Raw genomic sequence first — 22,300 nt, forward strand, 5'->3', positions numbered from 1 at the left:
TCACATGATCAAATTCGGAGTTTTATTTCGTTCCGAACCATTTGATGATGATTAATTCGGCTACTATCACAAATTCATAAAGCGCCGCAGTTTTAATTTAATTACTCCCCAAATAAGACAACCCGCCGATTGCTAGAAAAATCACGACTAACCAGATCGCTAAATGGGCAAAGAACATAAACGCACCCACGACTAATAGCACGCCCAAAATCCAAAAAACTAGTTTACCAATAAAACGTCCGAATAAAAGTAACAAGGCTAAGCCGATTAATAAACCCATTTGCGGGCCTCCGTTTTTCTTGTTCGATTTACTAATGTCACCAAAGTTTAGTCTTTTTTACCTAGCTTTCAAGGTGGGGAATCGTAAGGATTGGTAAAAAATCACCACCGTTTGACCTAGATGCGATTTGCAGATGGATACCATTAGCAATCCAGTCGACCAGCACCATCTATTTACACAATTATTTTGCAGTCCAAGTGTGGTATATTGAGCCACATGGAGGCATATCATGTGTACAGCAATCACAACGTCTAGTTTAGACCAACACCATTTTTTTGCGCGCACGATGGATTTACCGACAACGACGCCATGGCGGCCAGTTTATTTACCCGCGGATAGCTGGTGGCAACCATCCACTGACGATGCTGGACAATCGCTGCCGTTTGCCTTATTAGGTGGCGGTCGCTGGACGCCCGGCAATCATTACCTAATGGGGGATGCGATGAATACGGCCGGTTTAGCCTGCGCGGAGCTCTTTTTCCCCATTGAAGCACACTATGCATCGACGCCATCGGCACACCATTTAAACATCACACCCCAAGATTTTATTTACTGGGCGCTCTTACACGACTCGATTGCTAGTGTTGCGGCCGATTTGCCAACCCTACGCATCGTTGCAGAAGCTTGGCATCAAGAAGACAACTGGCGACCGTTTCACTGGGTATTAACCGATCGGACAGGACAAACTGCCATTCTTGAACCACGTGATGAGACGCTTACCTTAACACCGGCCCCATTACACGTCCTGACGAACACGCCGAATTATCCGGCACATGTCAAACGGCTGCGGCAACGATTAGGTCACCCGGAAGCGACCTCTTGGCCAAACTTACTTTCACAGATAGAAGCTTTTAATGGGGCTCTGCCACATACAAATTTACCCACAGATCGGTTCCAACGAACTGCGGTTCACCTGTGGCAACAAGCACAACCGCAGGACGCCAAGACCGCGGTTAACCAATTAATCGCTTTGTTAGATGATGTGGTCATTCCGCGCACCCTAGATCGCTTAACCCATCATAATCTAGATTACACTCATTATGAGGACGTTTTGGATTTAACTAGTCTGAAAATGACCTTTAAATCCACTAGGACCCAACAAATTCATCAAGTTTCACTAAATAATTTACAAGACCGCTTTCCCCAACAGACCATTGCCCTACCATTTACTTAATCTAACGAAAAAAGATCAGCAACTTTGCTGATCTTTTTTCGTTACTCATTCTAATGCGTAATGTGTAAAGCCCGCTTCCATTTTGCGTATACAACAGATTCAATGCGCGTTGTCATACTCTGGTAGGCGTGTTGGCTCATCTGTTGCCATAGTTTGTCATCTTTAAGAAGCCGGATCATCGCGCCTGCTAACCCATCCACATCTCCACGACTGACTAAATAACCGTTACGGCCATCCATAATCAGATCAGCTGGCCCATAGAAAACGTTATACGTAACCGCTGGTAGGCCATGTGACAACGCTTCTGTTAATGCTAGTGGCTCATTGTCGCCCTCTGTGGCATTCACGTAGACTTGTGCTTGATCATATACATCGTCCAGATTGGCATGATAGCCATGTAACTTCACACTGTCCGTCAATGCTTGTTTTTTAATTTGCTCATTTAATGGCTTTTCTTGATCTCCATAACCATAAATCGCTAATGTCGCATCAGGAATCTGTTGCTTGACCTTAGCAAAGGCGGTCACGACATCTTCAGTATGCCGTTCTTTGGTTAACCGACCGACGACGACTAACTCGTGCCGGTGACGTTGGGCCAACGCAATGTGCTTAGCATGCTCTTGTTTTGGATCGACAACGCCGGCTGGAACAGCAAAAATCGGTGTTTTCACGCGGTCTTCGCCGCCCATCCACCGCGTTAAATCAGCTTTTTGAGCTTCAGTCGCTACAATCACGCCGTCGAGCTGATCGATATGATTAACCAACGCGTTGGCATACAATCCTGACAGGTTGGCATAAACTTGGTCTTTAGCGTCCACCGTATGTGTTGTCGGTAGCGTTATGTAACGCCGCGCCTTAGTCGTCATACTCAAAACTGCATCGTAGGAAGCCCCAGGTCGATCTGCCACAAAAGTCGATTTCTCACCGTCACGCCGATTAAGCTCATCCAAGAAGAACGTAAATAATTCGTCATAACTATTAAAAAACAAATCTTGATTCTGATAGTCCAACAGCTGTAACAACGTCAACACAGTGCGGCCATCTGCATCATGCCCAAAGTACTCTTCAATCACTCGTTGACCACTTGGGGCATAGGTCACCTGACTAATCAGGTCACCCTCGTTACTAAAGAATTGATCCCGCGTCTTGAAACCACGGAAATCCCACAAACTCATTTGAACTTTTTTTCCGGTCTTATCATACACATCGACGCTGTACAACTGGCCGATTGTCCCGGGTGCAAAATGGACATCCATAATGAGTTGATCACCATCATAGACGTGACTCACATCTGCCCCTGGATCAACATTATATTCGGGCGCTAAGTGAAGTGCTTCAATTTTTGGCTCATTTTTCCCAACCGGAACCCGTGTTTCAATCCCTTGAAAAAAGTCATACATATTAACAATTTGATCATCTTCGAGGCCAAACCGTTGCTTGTTCGCGTACAACATTTGATCAAAATTTCGGGTCACTAACTTCGCTGGTTTACCTTGATGTTTAAATAATTGGAGTCGTTTAATTTCGGCGTGTTCAATCCCAGAGTTCAATGCCATCAAGTATTCATTTACAAAATAAATCACGCTTGAACCTCCTGTTCATGGCCTTGATTAAATACTGCCACTGCCTCAAAAACCGCCTGCCATTTTTCCCAAACAGCCGCTTCAGAAAAGCGTTTTGCGTCTTCATAAGCATGCTCACTAAAAGTCTGCATTAGCGCATCATCGCTCAATAACTTGCTAATTGCGCTAGCTAAGGCGTCCACATCATCAAGTTTGACTAAATAGCCGTCTCGATCATTTTGGATAATCCCTTGTGGACCATATTTAGCATCGTAAGAAACGGTTGGTACCCCGTGTGACTGCGCTTCTAACAGCGCTAATGAGAAACCTTCAGCTCGAGAAGCTAAGACATTGATCTGCGCACCGTCATAAACTTTGCCAATATCTAACGTGTAATCGTGGAAGGTAACGAGTTCACCCAGTTGCTTGTCAGCGACGATCTTATGCAACCGTTCACCTTCCTTACCGTTTGCGTAACCCCAAAATTCTAAGCGCGCGGTTGGAACCTGTTTGTAAACCTGCTCAAACGCCTCAATCACCTTATCCTGTTGCTTTTCAGGCGAGAGACGCGCCACCATTATAATTTTCCCGGGCGTCCGTTTACGCCAATCCACGTGCGGGGCATTTAGAACCTGGTCATCCACAATTCCCACCGGCAATTCGAAAACCGCTGGTACATCACCCCACCGATGCATAAAATCGAGGCGTTGTTGCGGCGTCGGCGCAATCACGCCTTGCCACTGATGTAAGTTCTTAATCGCATATTCATAGTTATAATTAAGCGTCGCCGTCATCACTTGTTCCGGATCATTTAAGTGATTGGAATGTAAATGCATCATTTTGAAGGCGCGCGTCTTCATATTTAATACGGACCAGGCTAATTCAAACGTCCGATCAACGACCATGACGTTATTCTCACCATCACGCCGGTTTAATTCATCAAGGAAAAAGCGCATCATCGCTTGCTCACCGTTAAACGAGTAATCGCTGCCGTGCCAGTTCAAAATCCGATAAAGCGAATTGTCCACTTTCCCTTGTTGATTTTTCATATGAAATGTTTGATAGACCACGTCGCCTTGCGGGTTAAAGACTTGTTCAGCCGTGACTGCCCCATTAGCATCATGCCACTGTTCCAGGGCCTTGAATCCTCGAGTATCCCAGTACTCACTCTTCACTAATTTGGCGTAACGATCAAATGTCAGGACATTTTCGACTTCCTGATACTCAGGAGCACGCATTTTAATTCGCTGAATAATTCGTTCTGAATTGCGCACCATAAAACCATGCTCGTCTTGATCATTTACTAAGACTTGCAAATTCGGTTTGACGTGCAAATCAGCTAGCTTAAAGGACTGCTTAGGAAATGTCTCGGTCCCTTCAAAAAAATCAAATAAATTGACCATATCGTCATCAGCTAAACCAGCGTTGGCTAGCGTATCATGTAAGCTCAGTGAAAACGAGCGCGTCACAATTTTAGCTGGCACATGGTGATCTTTAAATAAATTGAGTCGCTTCATTTCAGCGTGCTCAATCCCTGATTTTTTTTCATTGAAACTCGCATTAATAAAATAATACATTTTTTGACCTCACTGAGTGCCTTTCAAAAAAATAGGATCTAGCACATTGCTAAATCCTATTCTACCGTACCTCGTTACGACTGAACGAACTTTTAACCCCTCTTAATTATCTTTTTTTCGGCGTGTGGTACCAAGACCCGTCAAGCCGAGTAAGGTTAGGCCAATCAATCCCCATCGTGATGGGCTTACCGACGTATTCGTTGCTGGTAGTTGCACTTTTGTCGAATGCTTAGTTGTTGAAATATTGCTTGCTTTCGGCGCTGATGCAATTGTTTTAGCACTAACTTTAATCGCCTCGACTTGCGCTTTGCCAAAATGTTGATCTGCGAAAGCTCCGGGCTTTGTTGAAACCATTGGCTGATTCGAAGACATTGATTTTAATGGTTCAACTGATTTCGCGCCACCATTCGTTTGCGCTGCCTCTAGCAATAACTTTGCAATTTGATCTGCCAATGACGAGATGGTCGCCGCCATAGATTGCACTTGTTGCTGTGTGTTTGCCAAATTGGTTAGTATCTGTCGATCTTGCTCATTAGTCATGTGGGGTTGAAGCTGCTTCGTTGCTTTTCCCACCAATCGATTAACATCGACTTGCATACTTGCAGCTTGGCCGGCCAATCGTTGAGCCTGACTCGCCAGTGATTGAGACACTTGGTTCTTCGCAGATTGCGCTGCAACGTCTGTTTCCTCCACCAACTTAGCTGCTGATAACGCCGTCGTGGCATTAGCTAACTTAGCGGTTGCTTCAGCAATTTGACTTGCCAGTTGCGCGGCGGCCATTGAATCAACCTTAATTAATTGTTGAGCCTGCGATTGAGCTTGCGCTGCGACTTGTCGCCGCTGTTTAACTGCACTTGTCAGGCTAGATAAGTAGGTAGCATCTCGTTGCGCTTGCGTCGCCCACCACTTAGCTAGTGAAGCATCATTGCTTGTGGCAGCGCTACTTGCTAACGAAGCCGCTGCACTAGCAAGCAAAGCAACTGATTCAACAGCACCATTCAATGAATCGGCTGCTTTATCGGCAACATTAGCTGCATTGACTAAACTTTGCACCACTTCGTTACTGGAATCAGTGGCCGCCAAAGCTGCTACATCAGCCGTTGCTAAGTCTATCTGGCGCTTGTTCTCAGCCGCGGTACTTGCTAGCGAATCAGCAACTGAAGCTTGCTGTTGAGCAACTTTCGCCGCACTTTGCGCGGTTGACTGATCAGTTCCAATTAATTGCTCAACTGCAGATAAGGCGTCATTGGCTGAGCGAAATGCTTGAGCCGCAGATCGGTTCACAGAAGTAGCGACGCTTTGTGCACTGGCTGCTTCACTAGCAAATTGACTGGCCGCGCTAGCATCATTGATATCAGCAGCGCTTGCAGCTAATGAGGCGGCAATACTAGCAACCGACGCAGCTGACTGGGCCGCACTAGTTAACAATTCAGCTACCTGATTAGCTGAATCAGCCTGGGTAACCAGACTTTGCACGGCGGCATTTTGTAAATCGTGCTCGGCAAGTGACGCGGCTTGGGCAGCTAGTTCGCTGGTTGGTCGAGTCAACTTAGCAGTACTATTTGTAATTGAGCTAGCAGAAACTGCATCTTGACTGGCCTTTTGGGCGTCCGTCAAAGCGGACGTCGAATCAACAGTCACCAATGAGCCAACCATGGATTGGGTTTGACTGACGCGAATTTGTTCAGCGCTGGCGACCTGATTCGCAGAAGCAGCAACGCTCTGTGCACTGGCTGCTTCACTGGCAAATTGACTCGCTGCGCTAGTATCATTGGCATCAGCGGCATGTTTAGCTAGTAAACTTGCTGCGCTGGCGACGGAGGCCGCAGATCGGGCTTCACTAGTCAGAGAATCGACAGTACTTGCTGCAGCAACAGTAGCACTGGCCAGACTTTGAACGGCGGAATTCTGTAAATCCGTTTTTGCGAGTGAACCGGCTGTTGAAGCCAATGCACTCGTTTGCTGATCAACTTGATCAGCACTAATTGCTGTCGCCTCTGCAGCATCTGCGGCTTGGCTGGCCTTCGCTGCCTCATTCAAGGCCGCACTGGCATCATCAAGGACCGCTATACTTAATTCATTGACCATCTGACTGGCCAAGGTTTCGACACTCGTTGCTTGACTAGCGGCTGACTGCGCCACAAGTTGGGCACTCATTGCCTCACTAGCAAATTGACTGGCGGCACTGGCATCGTTGGCACTAGCAGCACGTTTTGCTGACTCAAGCGCTGCACTAGCCACGGCCGTCGCTGATTGGGTAACAACCACTAATGAATCAGCACCACTGGCCGTCGCGCTCACAACGCCCGCTAAACTTTGCACAGCGGAATTCTGCAAATCCGTCTTAGCTAGAGAAGCGGCATTTGCAGCAAGTGAATCTGTTTGTTGCCTACTTTGATCGGTACTGTCAGTGGCCCCACTCATTGAAAGGGTTGCTTCACTAACTGCCTTTTCTGCGGTTGATGCCGCATTTGAGTCACCTGTCACCAGCGAATTAGTCTTCGATTGAGCTTGACTGGCAGTCATCTGTTCAGCGCTGGCCGCTCGATTTGCCGAAGTAGCTAGGCTTAGGGCACTCGCTGCTTCACTAGCAAATTGACTGGCAGCACTGGCATCGTTAACGCTAGCAGCACTGGCTGCTAACGACGCAGCGATATTAACAACGTCCGTGGCAGATTGGGCTTGGCTGACTAACGAATCAACAGCGCTGGCCGCCACCTCTGCTACACTCGCCAAACTCTGAACCGTTGAATTCTGTAAGTCAGTCTTGGCTAAAGAAGCTGCATCAGTGGCCAATGAATGCGTTTGTTGGTTGCGTTGGTCCGCACTTGTCACGACATCGCTGGTAGCACTGGCCGCTTCAATGGCGTTGATGGCATCTTTTGACGCAGCTAGTGAATCAGCAAATACCAATGAATTAGCTGCCGATAGCGTTTCCGTAGCGGCCTGTTGTTCATCAGTCACTGCTTGATTAGCGGAAATGGCGACACTTTGCGCGCTAGCCGCTTCACTAGCGAATTGACTAGCGGCACTGATATCGTTAACACTAGCAGCATTTGAGGCAGCTATGGCCGCCACACTGGCCGCTGAAGCCGCTGACTGAGCCACACTAGCTAATGAATCGGCGGTATTAGTGATCGAACTGACTTCATTAGTTAAACTTTGAACCGTTGAGTTCTGATCATCAGTCTCGCTTAAAGAAGTTGCACTGGCTGCTAACGAACTTAGCTCTTTACTTGCCTGATTAGCGCTATCAGCCAAGTCACTCGTATGATTGGCCGCAGTACTAGCTTTCGTTGCATCACTTGCAGCCGTGGCAGAATCAAACGTTACCAATGAATCGACGGCTGACTGCGCTTGACTAACAAGTTTGGCAACATTACTTTCTGCTGTCACGGCTGAAGTAGTGGCACTTTGCGCACTTGCCGCTTCACTAGCAAATTGACTAGCCAAGTTAACATCATTGTTCTCTGCTGCACTAGCTGCTAAAGAACTTGCTTGCTTAGCAACGGTGGCCGCAGATTGCACTAATTTTGCCAATGAATCAACAGTATTGGCCGCTGAAGCCGCGGTACTAGCAGCATTTTGAACGGCCGAATCTTGTAAATCGCGCTTAGCTTGGGAGGTTGCACTGGCCGCCCAATCACTCGTCTGCTGGTTAAGTTGATCGGCACCAGTGACCGTTTTGTCAGCACTGCTTGCCGCCAAGCCTGCCATTGTTGCTTCATCTGAAGCTGCTGTAGAATCCGTTGCCACGGCTGTACTTAAATCAGTCATCGTCTGACTGGCAAATTGTTCAGCACTGGCCGCTTTACTAGCGGCAGAACTAGCCACACGATCTGCACTAATCGCTTCACTAGCAAACTGACTAGCGGCAGTCACATCATTTAATTGAGCTGCATTTGCAGCTTTTTGAGCATCCAAACTAGCGACCTCATTGGCACTAGCGGCGACAGATGCCAACGACTGAACCAGGATATCGGTAGCTGATAAGGCGTTTGCAGCACTTTGAACAGCAGAATCTTGTAAGTCAGCCGTTGCCAGATGTTGGCCGACGGTTGTCAAACTGCTCGTCTTAGTGTAATCAGTTTGGGCGCTCGCTGTTGCCACACTGGCTGAGTCAGCTTGGTCACTGGCATTATCCGCATACCCAGATGCAGCTTGTGAATCAACCGTTACCGTGTCACTAACGGTTGATTGCGCTTGATGCGCAGTTACTGCGGCGGTACTAGCGGCGGCTACTGCTGAAGTAGCCGTGCTTTGTGCGACTATTGCGACACTAGCAAATTGGCTAGCAGCACTGACATCATTAGCACTAGCAGCACTGGTGGCTTTAGCCGCCGCGACGCTGGCCACGTCAGCGGCTGATTGCGCCACACTTACGAGCGAATCGGCGGTGCTATCCGCTGAAACCGCCGTACTGGCCGCATTTTGAACAGCCGAATTTTGTAAATCAGTTTTGGCCAAGGTCGCGGCACTATCAGCCAATGCACTTATTTGCTGGTTAAACTGATCAACACTTGTGGCTGCCTGATTGGCACTATTTGCTGCAACACAGGCTGTTGTTGCGTCATCCGCTGCCGCCGTCGAGTCTGCCGTGACTGAACTTTGAACTTTTGTCACGGTGTCTTTGGCAACCGTCGCTAATGAATCTAATTGTGCAGCAGCGGTTGACAAGGCTTTGGTCGCCACTTGTGCAGCTGATAAAGCAAGACTTGTGGCATTAGAATCATTGCTTAAGGCTGCGGTGGAGGCCGCCTGTTGCGCACTGTTAATCAAGGAAATGGCAAGTACGGCTTGCGAATTAGCTAAGCTAGCCGCTGCCTGCGTGCTACTAGCATCACTAGCCAAACTGGTAACTGCAGCATTCTGTAAATCAGTCTTGGCTGTTAACTGACTGGTCTTGTCGGCACTGGTCAGGTTAGCAAACGTATCCGCCAGCGACGTTGCTTCATTATTTGCACTCGTATTCAACGTATCGGCTGCCACATGATCTTGCGCAGCGGCATTTTGGTCAGCTGAATTGATCGCTGCCGCACTAGCCACTAATACCGCTAATGATTGTTGGATCGTAGCGGCTGTCGCTGCCGCACTTGTTGCGACACTAGCCGCACTAGCGGCCGTTGACGCCGCCTGACTGGTCAATAATGGATTATTAAATTCAGCTAAACTACTTGCCGCACTGACAGCACTCGCGGCAATTGTCGCCATTGAATTAGCCAGACTAGCGGCCGAATCGTAACCACTACTCAAAGATTGACCCGTCGTAAGTGCGCTTGCCAATCGCGAATCATTTGGTGTCTGCGTAACATCGGCTCGCAAACTGGCAACATCACTAAGAACCGCTGCTGACAGCGTATTCGCTGAGGTGACGTTACTTGCAGCAGGGACCACTGCCACTGCGGCTGTCGACGCTAAATCAGATGAAACAGTGTGATCGACCGTTGTTGCCACACTGGCCATCTGACTAGCTAAGTTTTCCGCACTCGTTTCCAAACTATTTGCTAAGGTCTGCACAGTTTTCGCCTGATCAGCCAACTGACTAGCTGTATTCAGATCGTGACTAGCAGCAGCGACACTAGCAGCACTGACTAAGGATTGCGCCTGTTGTTCCGCGCTAATAGCCGCACTGGTTAATTCCTCATACCCACTCACTAGCTGTTTAGCCGCTTCAATGTTTCCTGATAGCGTCGAATTAGCTGCATCACTTTGCGTTGTTTTAACGATTGAATCCACCGCTGGTGAAGCGGCAGAAGCGTTAGAGGCCACTAGCGACGCGGCGATACTTGTCACATTTTCTGAACTTGTAACTTGATCAGCAGCGTCATTGGCGCCAATTGTATCGTTAATTAAGTTGTTGGTCGCATCCGCTAGTGCATTTTTAGCAGATTTAGCCGCAGCGACTGCTTGATTAGCCGCGCTAGCCGCCTGAACTTCAAGACTTGCCACCTGGCTGGCTAATGTTTGCGCTGCGATGGCGTTATTATCTGCAGCAGCTAAGCTGGCTTGACGTGATAATTCATTTGCTGAGTCAGTAAAAGCAGCTGCGGTACTAGCCGCATTAACAGCTTGGTCAGCCAAACTTTTGACTAATGAGGCATCAGCCTTAACTGCCAAATTTTTCTGATCAGCTTCAGCAATAGAATTTACTTGATCAACCATGCTATTCAAATCAATCACTTGCTGACTAGCAAGTGCTGCATCGCTACTAGTTGAAGAAGCAGCAGCACTGGCACCACTAGCGGCACTGGCAGCCACACTGGCGTCGGCGCTAACAGCTTGACTAACTTGGTTAGCCAAATCGTCAACGCTAGTCGCTAACGCTGTTGCACTGGCCAAAGTAGCCGCGGCTACACTGGCTTGAGCAGAGGCGACTGATGCCGCCGCACTGGCCGTTTGATTGTCATTTAAGCCAGTAGCTGATTGCGCGTCACTTGCCGCAGAATCAGCCATACTCTGCGCGACTGAAGCACTGCTGGTTAGCGCACTGACCTGCTGATTCAATTGATTGGCTGAAATTAACAATCCCGTTAAATCGCCATTAGCCGAATCAGTTGTCACCAACTGGGCAATCTGACTGGCAGCCGTACTCATCGTTGCTGAAGCCTGTATTGTTGCCACATTAGCGCTAGTCGCTTGGCTCGCATAACGATTAGCTTCACTTAAAGCTTGGTTAGCAGCCGACGCATCCCCGGCAACTCGGGTTGTCATTTGACTGTAAACCTCGTTGGCCGTGGTAGCCAAATGATCCACTTGATATTCCAAGGAACTCACAGTTGAACCCGCTGTAGATGCAGCTAACGCATAATTTGTCGCACCTGAAACATCATTATTAGCCGCCGCTGACACAGCTAATGAAGCATACCGATCAGCATCACTAACTGCTGCAGAAGCCGAAACGTTATCAGCGTTTACCTGAGCTGTTAAGCTATTGGCTTCAGAAAGCAAATTGATTACCGCGGCATCTTTAGGTGCTGTCGCCGCAATCGCTTGAGCAGAACTCAAAATATGATTGACGTTCGTACCTTCTGTTGAGCCAGCACTGGCTGCCTTGGTCGCCGCGCTCGCTATCGTTGATGCAGCGGAAGCTTGTATTTGAGCGGCTGTCTGGTCATCGATTACTTTTTGCCCAGCGGCACTCGCTAATGAATTAGCCGCACTAATTAACAAAGTTAGCGAACTCTGTAAACTCGGGACTAACGCCGCATAACTAGCCGCGGTTGAAGCGAAGAAGGTCGCTGAAGCAACATCATTCGCCTGCGCCGCACTTTGCGCGGATGTATTGGCCGCTGCCGCAGAGTTTTCATCTTCCTGAGCGATTGTCGCAAGTTTATTTGCAAGATCAGCCATCGAAGCCGCGGAAAGTGCTGCGGACTGTAACTTGACATCCGTGGCTGCAGCACTGGCCGCGCTCATCACTTCACTGGTCGCTTGTGAAATTGTATTTGTTTGTTCACTAACCGTTTTAACTTGACCTGACGCCGTTGAAGCCGCTGCCGCCGCGTCTGAGGCCTTTTCACTGGCGGTCACGCTATCTACGTGCACCGCCTGGCTTAGAATTGGCGACTGTTGGCTAATCACCGTCGCAGCCGAATTCATTGATGCAATTAAGTCGTTATCCTCGACGACCAAGTAATTGACTTGTGAAGCCATCGTAGCCGCTTGGCTGGCGTCATAACTCAAGGCCACACTAGCAGCACTGGCGGTTAACTGGTTAATCATCGCCTGATTATCTTGCAGCTGTTGAACAGTACTAGTAATTTGTGAAGCAGCCGTACTAACCGTGGCGGCCGAACCTTGCACCGAAACGTTTTGCGAATCAGTCGCGGCAATTGATAACGCTTTGTTTGCCAAAGACATCGCCACACTGCCGTTAGTAGCAGCATTGGTTGTTATCAGAGTCGCGGCAGAATCTGCGGAAGCCGCCACCGAGGCATTCGTAGACGCCACCGTTGAATCATCATTGACTTGTTGTTCCATACTGTCGTCAACAGCTAAAAAGTCCAAATAGAGCCGCTGTGCACGAGCAGCAGCAGAATCAGCAATGCTTTGAGCATTTGCTGCACTTTAATATATTCCTTGAGCCGATTCTGCTTGATTTAAACCCGCAGCTGAGGCAGCTGCAACATACAGCTGATTAGCACTCAATGTTTGGGCGCTAGCAACAGCTTGCAAGGAGGCATTTTCAGAAATAACGACTGTTGCTGACGCTGCCTGCGTTTGAATTTTCACATTATTTGGATCTAATTTAGCTAAAGACGCGGCTTTATTACTTAAAGATGTATTGTGATCACCATAACTTTGAATCGTGATGACATCCTGACTAGCTTGTTTAGCGGCCAGGCTGGTAGCCGTCGCTGCTGAACTGGCTGCCGCACTATCAGATGCCACCGCACTTTGAACGTAATTATTAGCACTTTGCGCCACACCGAATAAACTTGTCGCTACCATCGCTGCCGAAAAAGCAGCCGTTTGGGCACTGGCAGCCGATAATGCGAATTCGCTAGCCAAACTAGCATTGTTTGACGCCGCTGCTAGCGAAGCTCGACTAGCAAAGTCGCTGGCTGTACTTGCATAGTTACTCGATGCACTAGCAAAGGAGGTCGCTTGCTTGGCTTCATAACTGGCCAATGAAGAGGCAGATATCGCACCACTGGCAGCCGACTGGGCTAAACTGGCCGCACTAACAACACCACTGTTCGCCAAATCAGTCCGCCCAGTAGCTGAGGCCTCATTGGCGTTGGTTACTGCTGAGTCAGCCGCGCCACTAGCGGTAGCCGCATTAGTTACCGCTGTTGAAGCCACGCTTTGCGCTTGACTGGCTAGTTGTGAAGAAACCTGACTGTCAACTGTAACCTGACTGGCCACTTGTTTTGTTGAAGAAGTAACGATTGACGCCGCACTGTGCGTCACCGCTGCTTCAGAAGTTGCCTGTGCCGCCAAACTGGAAGCTTGCATGGCATAAGAGTATGCGCCACTAACATCATTGGCTGAAGCGGCACTCGCAGCTAAGGACGCATACTGCAAAGCTTGATTCGCATCATTGGTCGCGGATTGGGCGGCCACATTTCCGGCATTAGCGGTTGTCGAGGTCGCAGTTGCACCTGTCTGCACATCGTTATTGGCTTGGTCAGCACTAGCCAATGACATTGCCTGACTGGCAGTTAAATTAGCTTCAATTGCGGTCATAGCAGCTGAAAGTGCCATTGATTGAACAGAATCAACCACCTTTTTCGCCGTCGACGCTACATTTGAGGCCGCAATCGAAGTGGCTTTGTCCGCAACAACGATCGCTTGTGAGGCCGTTGAAGTCGTCTGAAAAGCAGTTTGGCTGGTAGCTAAAGTAAGCTCTTGAGCAGCAGCGGCGGCGCTGTTAGCCACACTAGCCGCATTATTAATTGCAGTTTGTGCTGCTAATAAAGCACTATTGTAAACCTGCGTTGCTGAGGTGGCGGCAGTTGTTGCACTTGCTGCTTTTGCCGTATCACTGGCGGCCATTTGTGAGTAATAATTGACATTTGAATCTAATTTAAAGGTACTGCTTTCAAAAGCATAGAGTGAATTAGCCGAGTTGGCGGCTGCTGTGGCGGCTGCGGCATCTGCCAATTCCTCCAGATAGGTTTGTTCTAAACTGGTCGCTAAGTTATTAGCCGAATTCGCTGTAGTAATCACATTTGCAACTTGCGCATTAACTGAATCCAATATAACTTGTGCACTAACCGCTGCCGATCCTTGGTTCGTCACGGCCATGTAATACGATTGGGTAGCCGAATATTGAGCTGCGACTGCCGAATCATCGGGCGAGACTGATGCCGCATAACTAGCTGCCGATAGAGCCGATTCTGCATTGGATAACGCCGTGCTAGTTAACCCTTGGTACGAATTAACTTCCGATTCCGCTGCCGTCACAGTTGGCGTTGGATCAGATGTAAAGGTGTAGGTCAGTGTTTGATTATTCGAAAATTTCTCATTCAATGCTGGCGAGGTTGTTAATAAATATTGGCCGCCATTTATGGTACTCGTCACCTCAGCACTGGGCTCAACTGCTGATAGATCAATGGCTGCTCCTGCTACCCCAGAAATCGTTCGACTCGGTAAAATAACTTGTCCATCAGCATCGACATATTGAATGAGTGTCGATACAACTGATGCAGTCTCAATTACGTTCGTTGTCTGAGTCAGATTGTTCTTAACTACATAATTAAATGGCGCCTTCAAACCATACCCAACACTGTTATCCCACACCACCACTGTGGCGGGATCCATCCCCATATCAATCGCTGCTTGAGCTGATTTTTGATCGGGGTAAATATGAATCGTATCCCCGATGTTAGCTGTCACAGTCAATGGTGCTGACGTTCCATTTGGCGTTTGAATGTTAAGGGTTACTTGTGAAGTTCCTTTAGTGTATTCAAACGACGTCACACGTGCACCTTGTTGATTTGAGGAACCTCCAGTTGAAGCCGCGAAGGACATCGTATAGTCGGCTAATGCTGGATCGATTTTAATTGTTTTACTTAATTGTGTATTTTCACCATTGTCAGGAATGGACATAGCAAAGGTTCCCATTCCAGTTGAAGCATCATAGGAATAAGTTAAAGTGAAGTTATGAAAACCAGTATCCAGAATTTTCGCATCCATTGGTTCCCAAGTGTTTGAACTAGCTGAAACCATCGGTGTATTTGGGGTAAACCAGCTACCTGGAATTGCTGAGTAGTTATTAATTAACCCAGTACTGTCAGTTGTCCGCCACCCGACATATGGCGTTGTTGGATCACCATACAGCCCATTGGTCAACGTTGGTACACCTGAATTCCCCCACGGATCAAAGGTAAAACCTAGCGCGTTCGGCAAACCAGCGATCCCTAACCCTCCCCCAGCTTGCGCATCATGGGTATCACTAGGATTTTCTGGTGCTTGAACAAGAACTAACGAAATTCCGTCAGCACCACCACTTTTACCAACTTCAATGGCCCCAGTTAAGGTGAAATTTTTGGTCAAATCCACCACATTATTTAAATTAGCATGCCCAACTTGGTTACCTGTATCCGCCGTTAGTTGAACTGTCCCGCTGCCATCGAACTGCACACTGGTCCCATTGCCAGTAAACTGGGTTGACGCGTTTGCGGCCGTCACGTTACCGACTGTCGTGCCGATTTCCATCCCGTTGCTTAAAGTTGCGATCGTCGAAGCTGCTGCTGTTTGCGTAATTGCAACCGGTTGATTTAAAGCAGCTAATTCAGCCTTAACCGTTTGCACAGCTGAACTAGGTGTATCAGTTGGTAAATTGACCGTTAACACACCATCAACAGCGGTACTGGAAGTCGCTCCAGTTGGCAAAACCAGTGTGGGACTAATAGGTGTCGTCTGCGAATCAACAGCTAACGTTGCCCGTGATGTTAGCGTGGCCGGATTAATAATCGCTGCTTGAAAATCAACTGGTTGTGGTGCAGGTGTATCAGTCGGTACGTCTGCTAAATCAGTCAGACTAGCCCGTGATGTTAGCTGAGGTGATTGCAAGGCTGAGGTGTCATCAACCTGTGCTTCACTGGCTGCAACCAGCGAATCAGCTTGCTTATTATCTGTTGCCGGTTCACTAGCAGCACTCGTGCTCGACAGCACGACACTGCCTTGACTGGCAACTGAACTGGTTGCCGCCATTGAATCGTCAGTCAGTGTTATCTGATCTGTACCAGTATCAGCGGCTGCAGTCTGTGTAGTGAAGCCCTCAGCGACACCAAAGAATAGCAAAGTTAAGCCCGCAAACAGCCATTGTTTGCCGGCTTTATACATTTTATAGTGGGTTTTTTGTGCGGTGTTTACACGCCCCAATTGACTTTCTTTCATAACTCCCTCGGCTCCCAAAAAGCAACGCTTGTGTCAACATTTTTCCAAATTAAACATTTAGTATAATAGTATAACTCATATAATTGTTTGTAAACCTACTGATAATGCTAAGCTAGTCAACTTTTCAAGAAAAAAACGAACCAATTTTTCATAAAAATTTGGTTCGCACATAATATCGCCCAATAAGGCGTTAAATAAATTATTCATTATTGGGACAGTACTTGATAGATCAATAAATCACGCCATTAACATTGCGGTTAAAATGACCCTATTCATTTATACATGCCTGATACTCAATAGTTAGTTCATCTTCAAATTCTCTATCGAATATCGACAAACAATTTGAACAAAAAAACCAGTCTGGGTTAATCCCAAACTGGCTATTTGTTGATTCAAAAACACTAATTAATCTTCACTACCCATCAAACGACCAACAAAGGCGGCAATCACAGCTCCAACAACCGGGGCGGTTAAGTAGACCCAGTAATGAGCCAAAGCAGAACCACCAGCAAAAATAGCTGGTCCAAAACTCCGCGCTGGGTTTAATGAGCCACCCGTTAAGTTCAACACGACGATGATTAAGAATCCGAGAGTTAACCCAATCGCTAATGGTGCCATTTGGCCATTACCATATTCGTCACTCGTCACCATCAAAATAACAAAGACGAATAAGAATGTAATGATAGCTTCCGTCAAAAATGCTGCCCCAGCTGAAATATTGGGGAAATCTGTTTGCCCAAAGCCAACCGCTTTAGATAATTTTAGTGCGTGTTCCATAAAAGCAATCACACTGGAAGCCACAGTTGCTCCTAAAAATTGTGAAACAATGTAAAACAAGGTATCTGTGCCGGATAACCGCCCGTTAATGAACATGGCGATTGAAACCGCAGGATTAAAGTGACCACCAGAAACGCCACCGACTGCGTAAGCCATCATTGTAATAGCTAAGCCAAAAGCCAGTCCAATGGTTAATGTACCACCCTTTGCGATTGTCACCGCACCAGTCCCAATAAAGACGAGCATAAAAGTTCCGATAAATTCGGCGAAATACTTTCTCATCCGTGTGTCCTCCAAAAAATTGCTCAATAAAATTTTAATCGTCCTTTATCATACACTACTTTACCCGCTCTCAACAATTTTCAATTTTAATTGAAGCAATTCATCATGGCGACGATTAAGCCAACAAAAACAAGCCTCCAGATTTCCGGAGACCCTTAGTTTTAAATTTATGATTGATGGTTGTTGGCAATCAAAGTCACTCGGCGACCAGCGAGCCATAAGAAAATGCTGGAAAGCCATGAGGCAAGTACAAAACTGATAATTGCCTGACTATAAAACATCCGCGCATTAATTAGCCAATGATCGCTCAACCGGCCCACTTGAGTGTATTGCCAGACCCCCACCACAGCTGGTATTAAAAATAACATATAAAGCCAAAACGGTGCGCCATTATTTAACATTGTCCAAGCTAAAACCACGCCGACAAAGATATTAATGAGACTGGCCCATAGGAGAAGGCCTCTAACCGCTGTGGTTGCTTCATCACGCCATTGCTGATTCATGGAATCCCGTCCTTTTTAATTAATGTCATCCATTATGACACAATTCCACGGATCACACGACCTCATTCAAAAACTAGGCTTGATGCTCAGCTAGCGCTTGTTTACCTTTATCGGTCAATCCCGTTACAGCATTATCGGATGCGTCAATGTAACCATCCGCAATCAATGGCCGCGGATTACCCCCAATCGCGTTATCACAGTAATCGACGAAATGAGTAACCGGTGTCCCTGGTTCAACACGCCCATCGGCAATGGCGGATAAAATATCGTAATCTGTTGCTGATAAATTCATTGTTATTTCCTCCTGTCATTCATTGTTAACGATTGTTATTATAACTGACTAATGTAAAAAAGGGTGTTCTCAGTGCTCCCAGATTGTTTTAAAAAATTTTTTATTGTTTTTAACGGCCCTTTTCTGCGCTAAATCCAAGTCATATCAATGAACTAGCTCCTCATGATTCACCAACGCAAATTTTTTGTAACTTCTTTTTAAGCTTCACTTTAGGTTACATCGGTATATTATAAGCATCGAAGGAGTTGATACCCCTCGCTCCTTCGCATAATGTATCTCCCCCCAGATATGTTAAGACTCTCTCTAGAATGATGACTGACCTAGGATTCCCCGATCCTAGGTCAGTTTTTTTGTGGTTACATTTCGCTTTTTGGTCTCGTTCTTTGGCTCACAGTCGCCAAGGAATTTTTATTCAGACTAAGACGGTTGCTAAAAAGTACCTAATCAATGATCGTAATGAAGCTAATGTAGTAACGGCCAGTGGATCAATTTCAGCAACCGTTCCTGACGCAAAGCTTCTACTGCTTCCATTTGATCTCAGCTCAACCGCTGGTCAAAAAGGACTAACCACTACTTTTCCTTCGATAGACATTCTCATCAACAACATAGTTATTTTTGAAGTGATGTCTTATGAACAAATCGATGATATAACTTGGCTGCCTCGTGTGAAATTTAACCGAAAATAACAAGACCCTTATTTCCAAACAAGTCATCATATCTTGGAAATAAGGGTCTTTAATTTAAATGTCGTTTTACTGGGCTATCACTCATGGTTGGGGATGCTAATTTCAACCTGACGTATTGTTTCATGTGAAACATTAATACCTAACCGTTTTGGCATAAAACGTCCGCCGAACAATAATTACTAGGCCTAAAATCACTACCACTGCAACTGCCGCAAATCCAAACATGAATTTATAAGACGTCGCATCGATTAAAATACCACCTAATAATGGACCTAACGCTCGCCCTGCGGATGCAGCTGCATTGACTGATCCTTGATACTTCCCTTTTACTGCCAAAGGCGTTAACTGATTTACTAAAGCTGGAATAGCTGGGAATGCCGTTGCTTCACCCAAAGTTAATACCGCCATTGCCAAGATAAAACCACCATACTGTTTAACAAAAAGCAAAATAATAAATGAAACAACTACTGCCGCAATCCCTGGAATGATTTGATAGTATGGATTGCGAATTCGGTCCCCAAGGATATTTACCCCCATCTGGAAAACTAAAATGAGCGCAGCGTTGATCGTCCATAGAAAACTATACTTCGTCAAAGGGATCCCTTGATCGGTCATGTAAACGGCCATATTAGATACCCATTGTTCATACATGATCCAAATCACGATTAACGAGATAAACAATGTCCAGATCACAATTAGATTCGGTCTAGGCAGCTTAACTGACGACTGTGGCTGATCACGGTGTTGCGCATGATGACTGATTGTCGGTACATTGAATTGAAGTAGCACAATGAAGAAATATAAAAAATACATTGCTGCCGTGATCATGAAAAGGTACTGTACACCATGCTGGTAAACAAAGCCCACCATCATCGTACCAAAAACCGTTCCTAGATTCTGCATGAAGTAAATCATGTTAAAGACATAGCGGCCATCACGACTTTTAATCGTGGTGCCTAAAGAATTAATCAGGGTAATTAAGAGACCGCTACCAAATCCCATAAAGACTAACCCGATTGGAAAGGCCGGCCACCCGTGCCAAAAAATTAAAAAGAGAGTAGCTAAAAATTCATATACGGTGACAACCAAGGTTAATCGATAGGCATTTACTCGATCAAAAAGCCAACCACCTAAATAGGCGCCGATGATACTAGCCGTTGAATTCAGTAATAAGACAATTCCGACCATTGTCAATGACTCATGGAGTGCATCGTGAATATAAATCGTCGTTAAGGGCCAGATGAAACTCTGCCCCATATTATTCAATAAACCGGCAACTAGTAACCACGGTAGTTTAATTTCTTTACCGTTTGTCTTTGTTTGCATAGGTCCCCTCCTCCCCGATTATTTCCCTGGAAATATGCAACTTACAGCTCACTGGCTAAAATCACTTTGTGGCGATATTAACCAGGTGCATTATAGGCAATATTAGAAAATTTATTATATGACTTCACAAACAATAGCTTAACCGTTCCCCGCGCGCCAGAACGGTTCTTTTCAATGATAACTTCAACCTCACCAACATTCTGGTCTTCATCATCCCGAGGATCGCTATTACTATCTTCGTCATCATTGTCACGCTGATAATAGTCATCCCGGTATAAAAAGGCGACAATATCGGCATCTTGTTCGATTGAGCCTGACTCACGAATATCAGATAAAACGGGGCGTTTATCTTGACGTTGTTCCAAGCCACGTGATAATTGTGATAATGCGATGACAGGGACACTAAGTTCTTTAGCTAATTTTTTCAACTGTCGGGAAATTTCAGAAACTTCTTGTTGCCGGTTTTCTTTATTTCCCCCTTCAATTAGTTGTAAATAATCAATGACAATTAGCCCAAGATCATGCTCCTTTGCTAATCGTCGACATTTAGCACTAATTTCGGCCATCCGGTTCCCTGGCGTATCATCAATAAACACACTCGTCTTGGATAATGCCCCCATGGCAACCACCAAATTTTGCCACTCATCATCAGTCAATTGACCAGTTCGCAAATGATTAGCGTCAATACTGCCTTCCGAACACAACATTCGGTTCACTAGGGACTCGGCACCCATTTCTAGGCTAAACAACGCGACGGTTTTATTAGTTTTTGTCGCGACGTTTTCAGCAATATTCAACACAAAGGCCGTCTTACCAACCCCCGGCCTAGCCGCCAAAATAATTAATTCATCGTCATGGAATCCCGTTGTCATTTTATCTAACTCATGAAAACCGGTAGCTAAACCGGTAATTTCATCACCGTGTTTCGCTAATTCATTGACAGTGTTCATAGCTTGATTCAAAACTTCGGCAATCGGTTTAAAGCCACCACTCGTGCGATCATCTGACACTTTCATGATCTCAGATTCAGCATTTTCTAATAATGTGGCAACATCGTCGTCTTCGTTATAGGAATGCGTCACGATATCCGTGGCGGTTTTGATTAGACGTCGTAATACTGCCTTTTCGCGAACAATTTGCGCATAATATCCCACATTAGCCGCGGTAGGTACTGCCTGGGCCAATTCCGCAATATACGCAACGCCCCCGACATCATCCAACTGTCCATTAGCAGTCAAGGCCTCGTTGACAGTAACGGCATCCACGACAGTGTTGCTATTATTTAAATCCACCATGGTTTGGAAAATAATCTGATGGGCGCGTCGATAAAAATCTTCCGGTTGTAAATACTCGGCTGCTTCTGAATAGGCATCATTGCTTAAAAATACCGCTCCTAAAACAGCCTGTTCAGCTTCAATATTTTGTGGCGGGGTTTGTTCCCGCAAATCTACATTATCCATGCTTTCTCCGGTTTAATAACACGATTTTAAGACAATGACCGTACTATTTCCTAGGAAATAGTACGGTCAAGATTGCGCCATTATTGAGATACGACGTGAACTCGAATCTTAGCCGTTACTTGGCTGTGCAACTTAACTGGGACATTTGTGTACCCAAGGACTCGAATTGGTTCTGGTAGTTCAATCTTATGTTTATCCAATTTTATCTGAAATTGTTGGTTCAACTCTTGCGCAATCTGTTTAGATGGAATGGAACCAAACAGCCGACTGTCAGCACCAGCCTTAGCCTTGATTTCCACAACCGTTTCATCTGCTTCCAACTGCGATTTCAGTGCCTGTGCGTTAGCCAGTTCAGTCGCCTCTTCCCGCGCTTCTGCTCGTTGTTGTCCTTTTAGCTGACTTAAAGCAGCCGCTGTTGCAGCTTTGGCTTTACCAGATTTAATCAAAAAGTTCTGAGCATAGCCATCCGGAACATCTTTCACTTCGCCACGCTTGCCTCGTCCACGTACATCTTCAGTAAAAATAACTTTCATT

The 22,300-nt window shown here is 46.4% G+C and carries 12 protein-coding genes; 1 reads left to right on the forward strand and 11 read right to left on the reverse strand.

The genetic code is table 11. The features are described from left to right. Positions 1-97: 97 nt before the first annotated feature. Positions 98-280 carry a hypothetical protein gene (locus ACKTR2_RS03280; protein WP_407882597.1) on the reverse strand — a complete coding sequence of 61 codons (183 nt, stop codon included), beginning with the start codon at positions 278-280 and terminating at the stop codon, positions 98-100. Positions 281-509: 229 nt separating this feature from the next. Between ACKTR2_RS03280 and ACKTR2_RS03285 the strand changes: the two genes are divergently transcribed. Next, positions 510-1,454, forward strand: a complete 945-nt coding sequence (locus ACKTR2_RS03285; RefSeq protein WP_407882598.1) for a linear amide C-N hydrolase — start codon at positions 510-512, stop codon at positions 1,452-1,454. A gap of 50 nt (positions 1,455-1,504) precedes the next feature. Here the strand turns inward: ACKTR2_RS03285 and ACKTR2_RS03290 are convergent, their stop codons facing one another. The 10 genes from ACKTR2_RS03290 to rplI all read right to left on the reverse strand — a co-directional run bounded on the left by ACKTR2_RS03290 (position 1,505) and on the right by rplI (position 22,299). Beyond that, positions 1,505-3,037, reverse strand: coding sequence for a glycosyltransferase (locus tag ACKTR2_RS03290; RefSeq protein ID WP_407882599.1), 1,533 nt, complete (start codon positions 3,035-3,037; stop codon positions 1,505-1,507). Continuing rightward, entirely contained in the window at positions 3,034-4,593 is a 1,560-nt protein-coding gene (locus ACKTR2_RS03295) for a glycosyltransferase (RefSeq protein WP_407882600.1), read from the reverse strand. Before ACKTR2_RS03295 ends, ACKTR2_RS03290 begins: the two co-directional genes overlap by 4 nt. Positions 4,594-4,695: 102 nt before the next feature. Then, a complete protein-coding gene (locus ACKTR2_RS03300; protein WP_407882601.1) occupies positions 4,696-12,573 on the reverse strand; it encodes a hypothetical protein in 7,878 nt (2,625 codons plus the stop codon). A gap of 87 nt (positions 12,574-12,660) precedes the next feature. Further along, positions 12,661-16,440 carry a lectin-like domain-containing protein gene (locus ACKTR2_RS03305; RefSeq protein ID WP_407882602.1) on the reverse strand — a complete coding sequence of 1,260 codons (3,780 nt, stop codon included), beginning with the start codon at positions 16,438-16,440 and terminating at the stop codon, positions 12,661-12,663. 405 nt (positions 16,441-16,845) lie between these two features. After that, complete coding sequence (locus tag ACKTR2_RS03310) at positions 16,846-17,499, reverse strand: MIP/aquaporin family protein (protein WP_407882603.1); 654 nt, start codon at positions 17,497-17,499, stop codon at positions 16,846-16,848. A gap of 167 nt (positions 17,500-17,666) precedes the next feature. After that, positions 17,667-18,002 (reverse strand): hypothetical protein, encoded by a 336-nt coding sequence (locus tag ACKTR2_RS03315; protein WP_407882604.1) that lies wholly within the window; start codon positions 18,000-18,002, stop codon positions 17,667-17,669. Positions 18,003-18,075: 73 nt separating this feature from the next. Next, positions 18,076-18,294, reverse strand: coding sequence for a hypothetical protein (locus tag ACKTR2_RS03320; protein ID WP_407882605.1), 219 nt, complete (start codon positions 18,292-18,294; stop codon positions 18,076-18,078). A gap of 818 nt (positions 18,295-19,112) precedes the next feature. Beyond that, positions 19,113-20,306, reverse strand: coding sequence for an MDR family MFS transporter (locus ACKTR2_RS03325; protein WP_407882606.1), 1,194 nt, complete (start codon positions 20,304-20,306; stop codon positions 19,113-19,115). A 77-nt stretch (positions 20,307-20,383) separates the two neighbouring features. Further along, entirely contained in the window at positions 20,384-21,766 is a 1,383-nt protein-coding gene (dnaB, locus tag ACKTR2_RS03330; protein ID WP_407882607.1) for a replicative DNA helicase, read from the reverse strand. 80 nt (positions 21,767-21,846) lie between these two features. Continuing rightward, complete coding sequence (rplI, locus tag ACKTR2_RS03335; RefSeq protein WP_407882608.1) at positions 21,847-22,299, reverse strand: 50S ribosomal protein L9; 453 nt, start codon at positions 22,297-22,299, stop codon at positions 21,847-21,849. Position 22,300 lies beyond the last annotated feature (1 nt).

This window comes from Furfurilactobacillus curtus (assembly GCF_045862785.1).
Taxonomy (GTDB): domain Bacteria; phylum Bacillota; class Bacilli; order Lactobacillales; family Lactobacillaceae; genus Furfurilactobacillus; species Furfurilactobacillus curtus.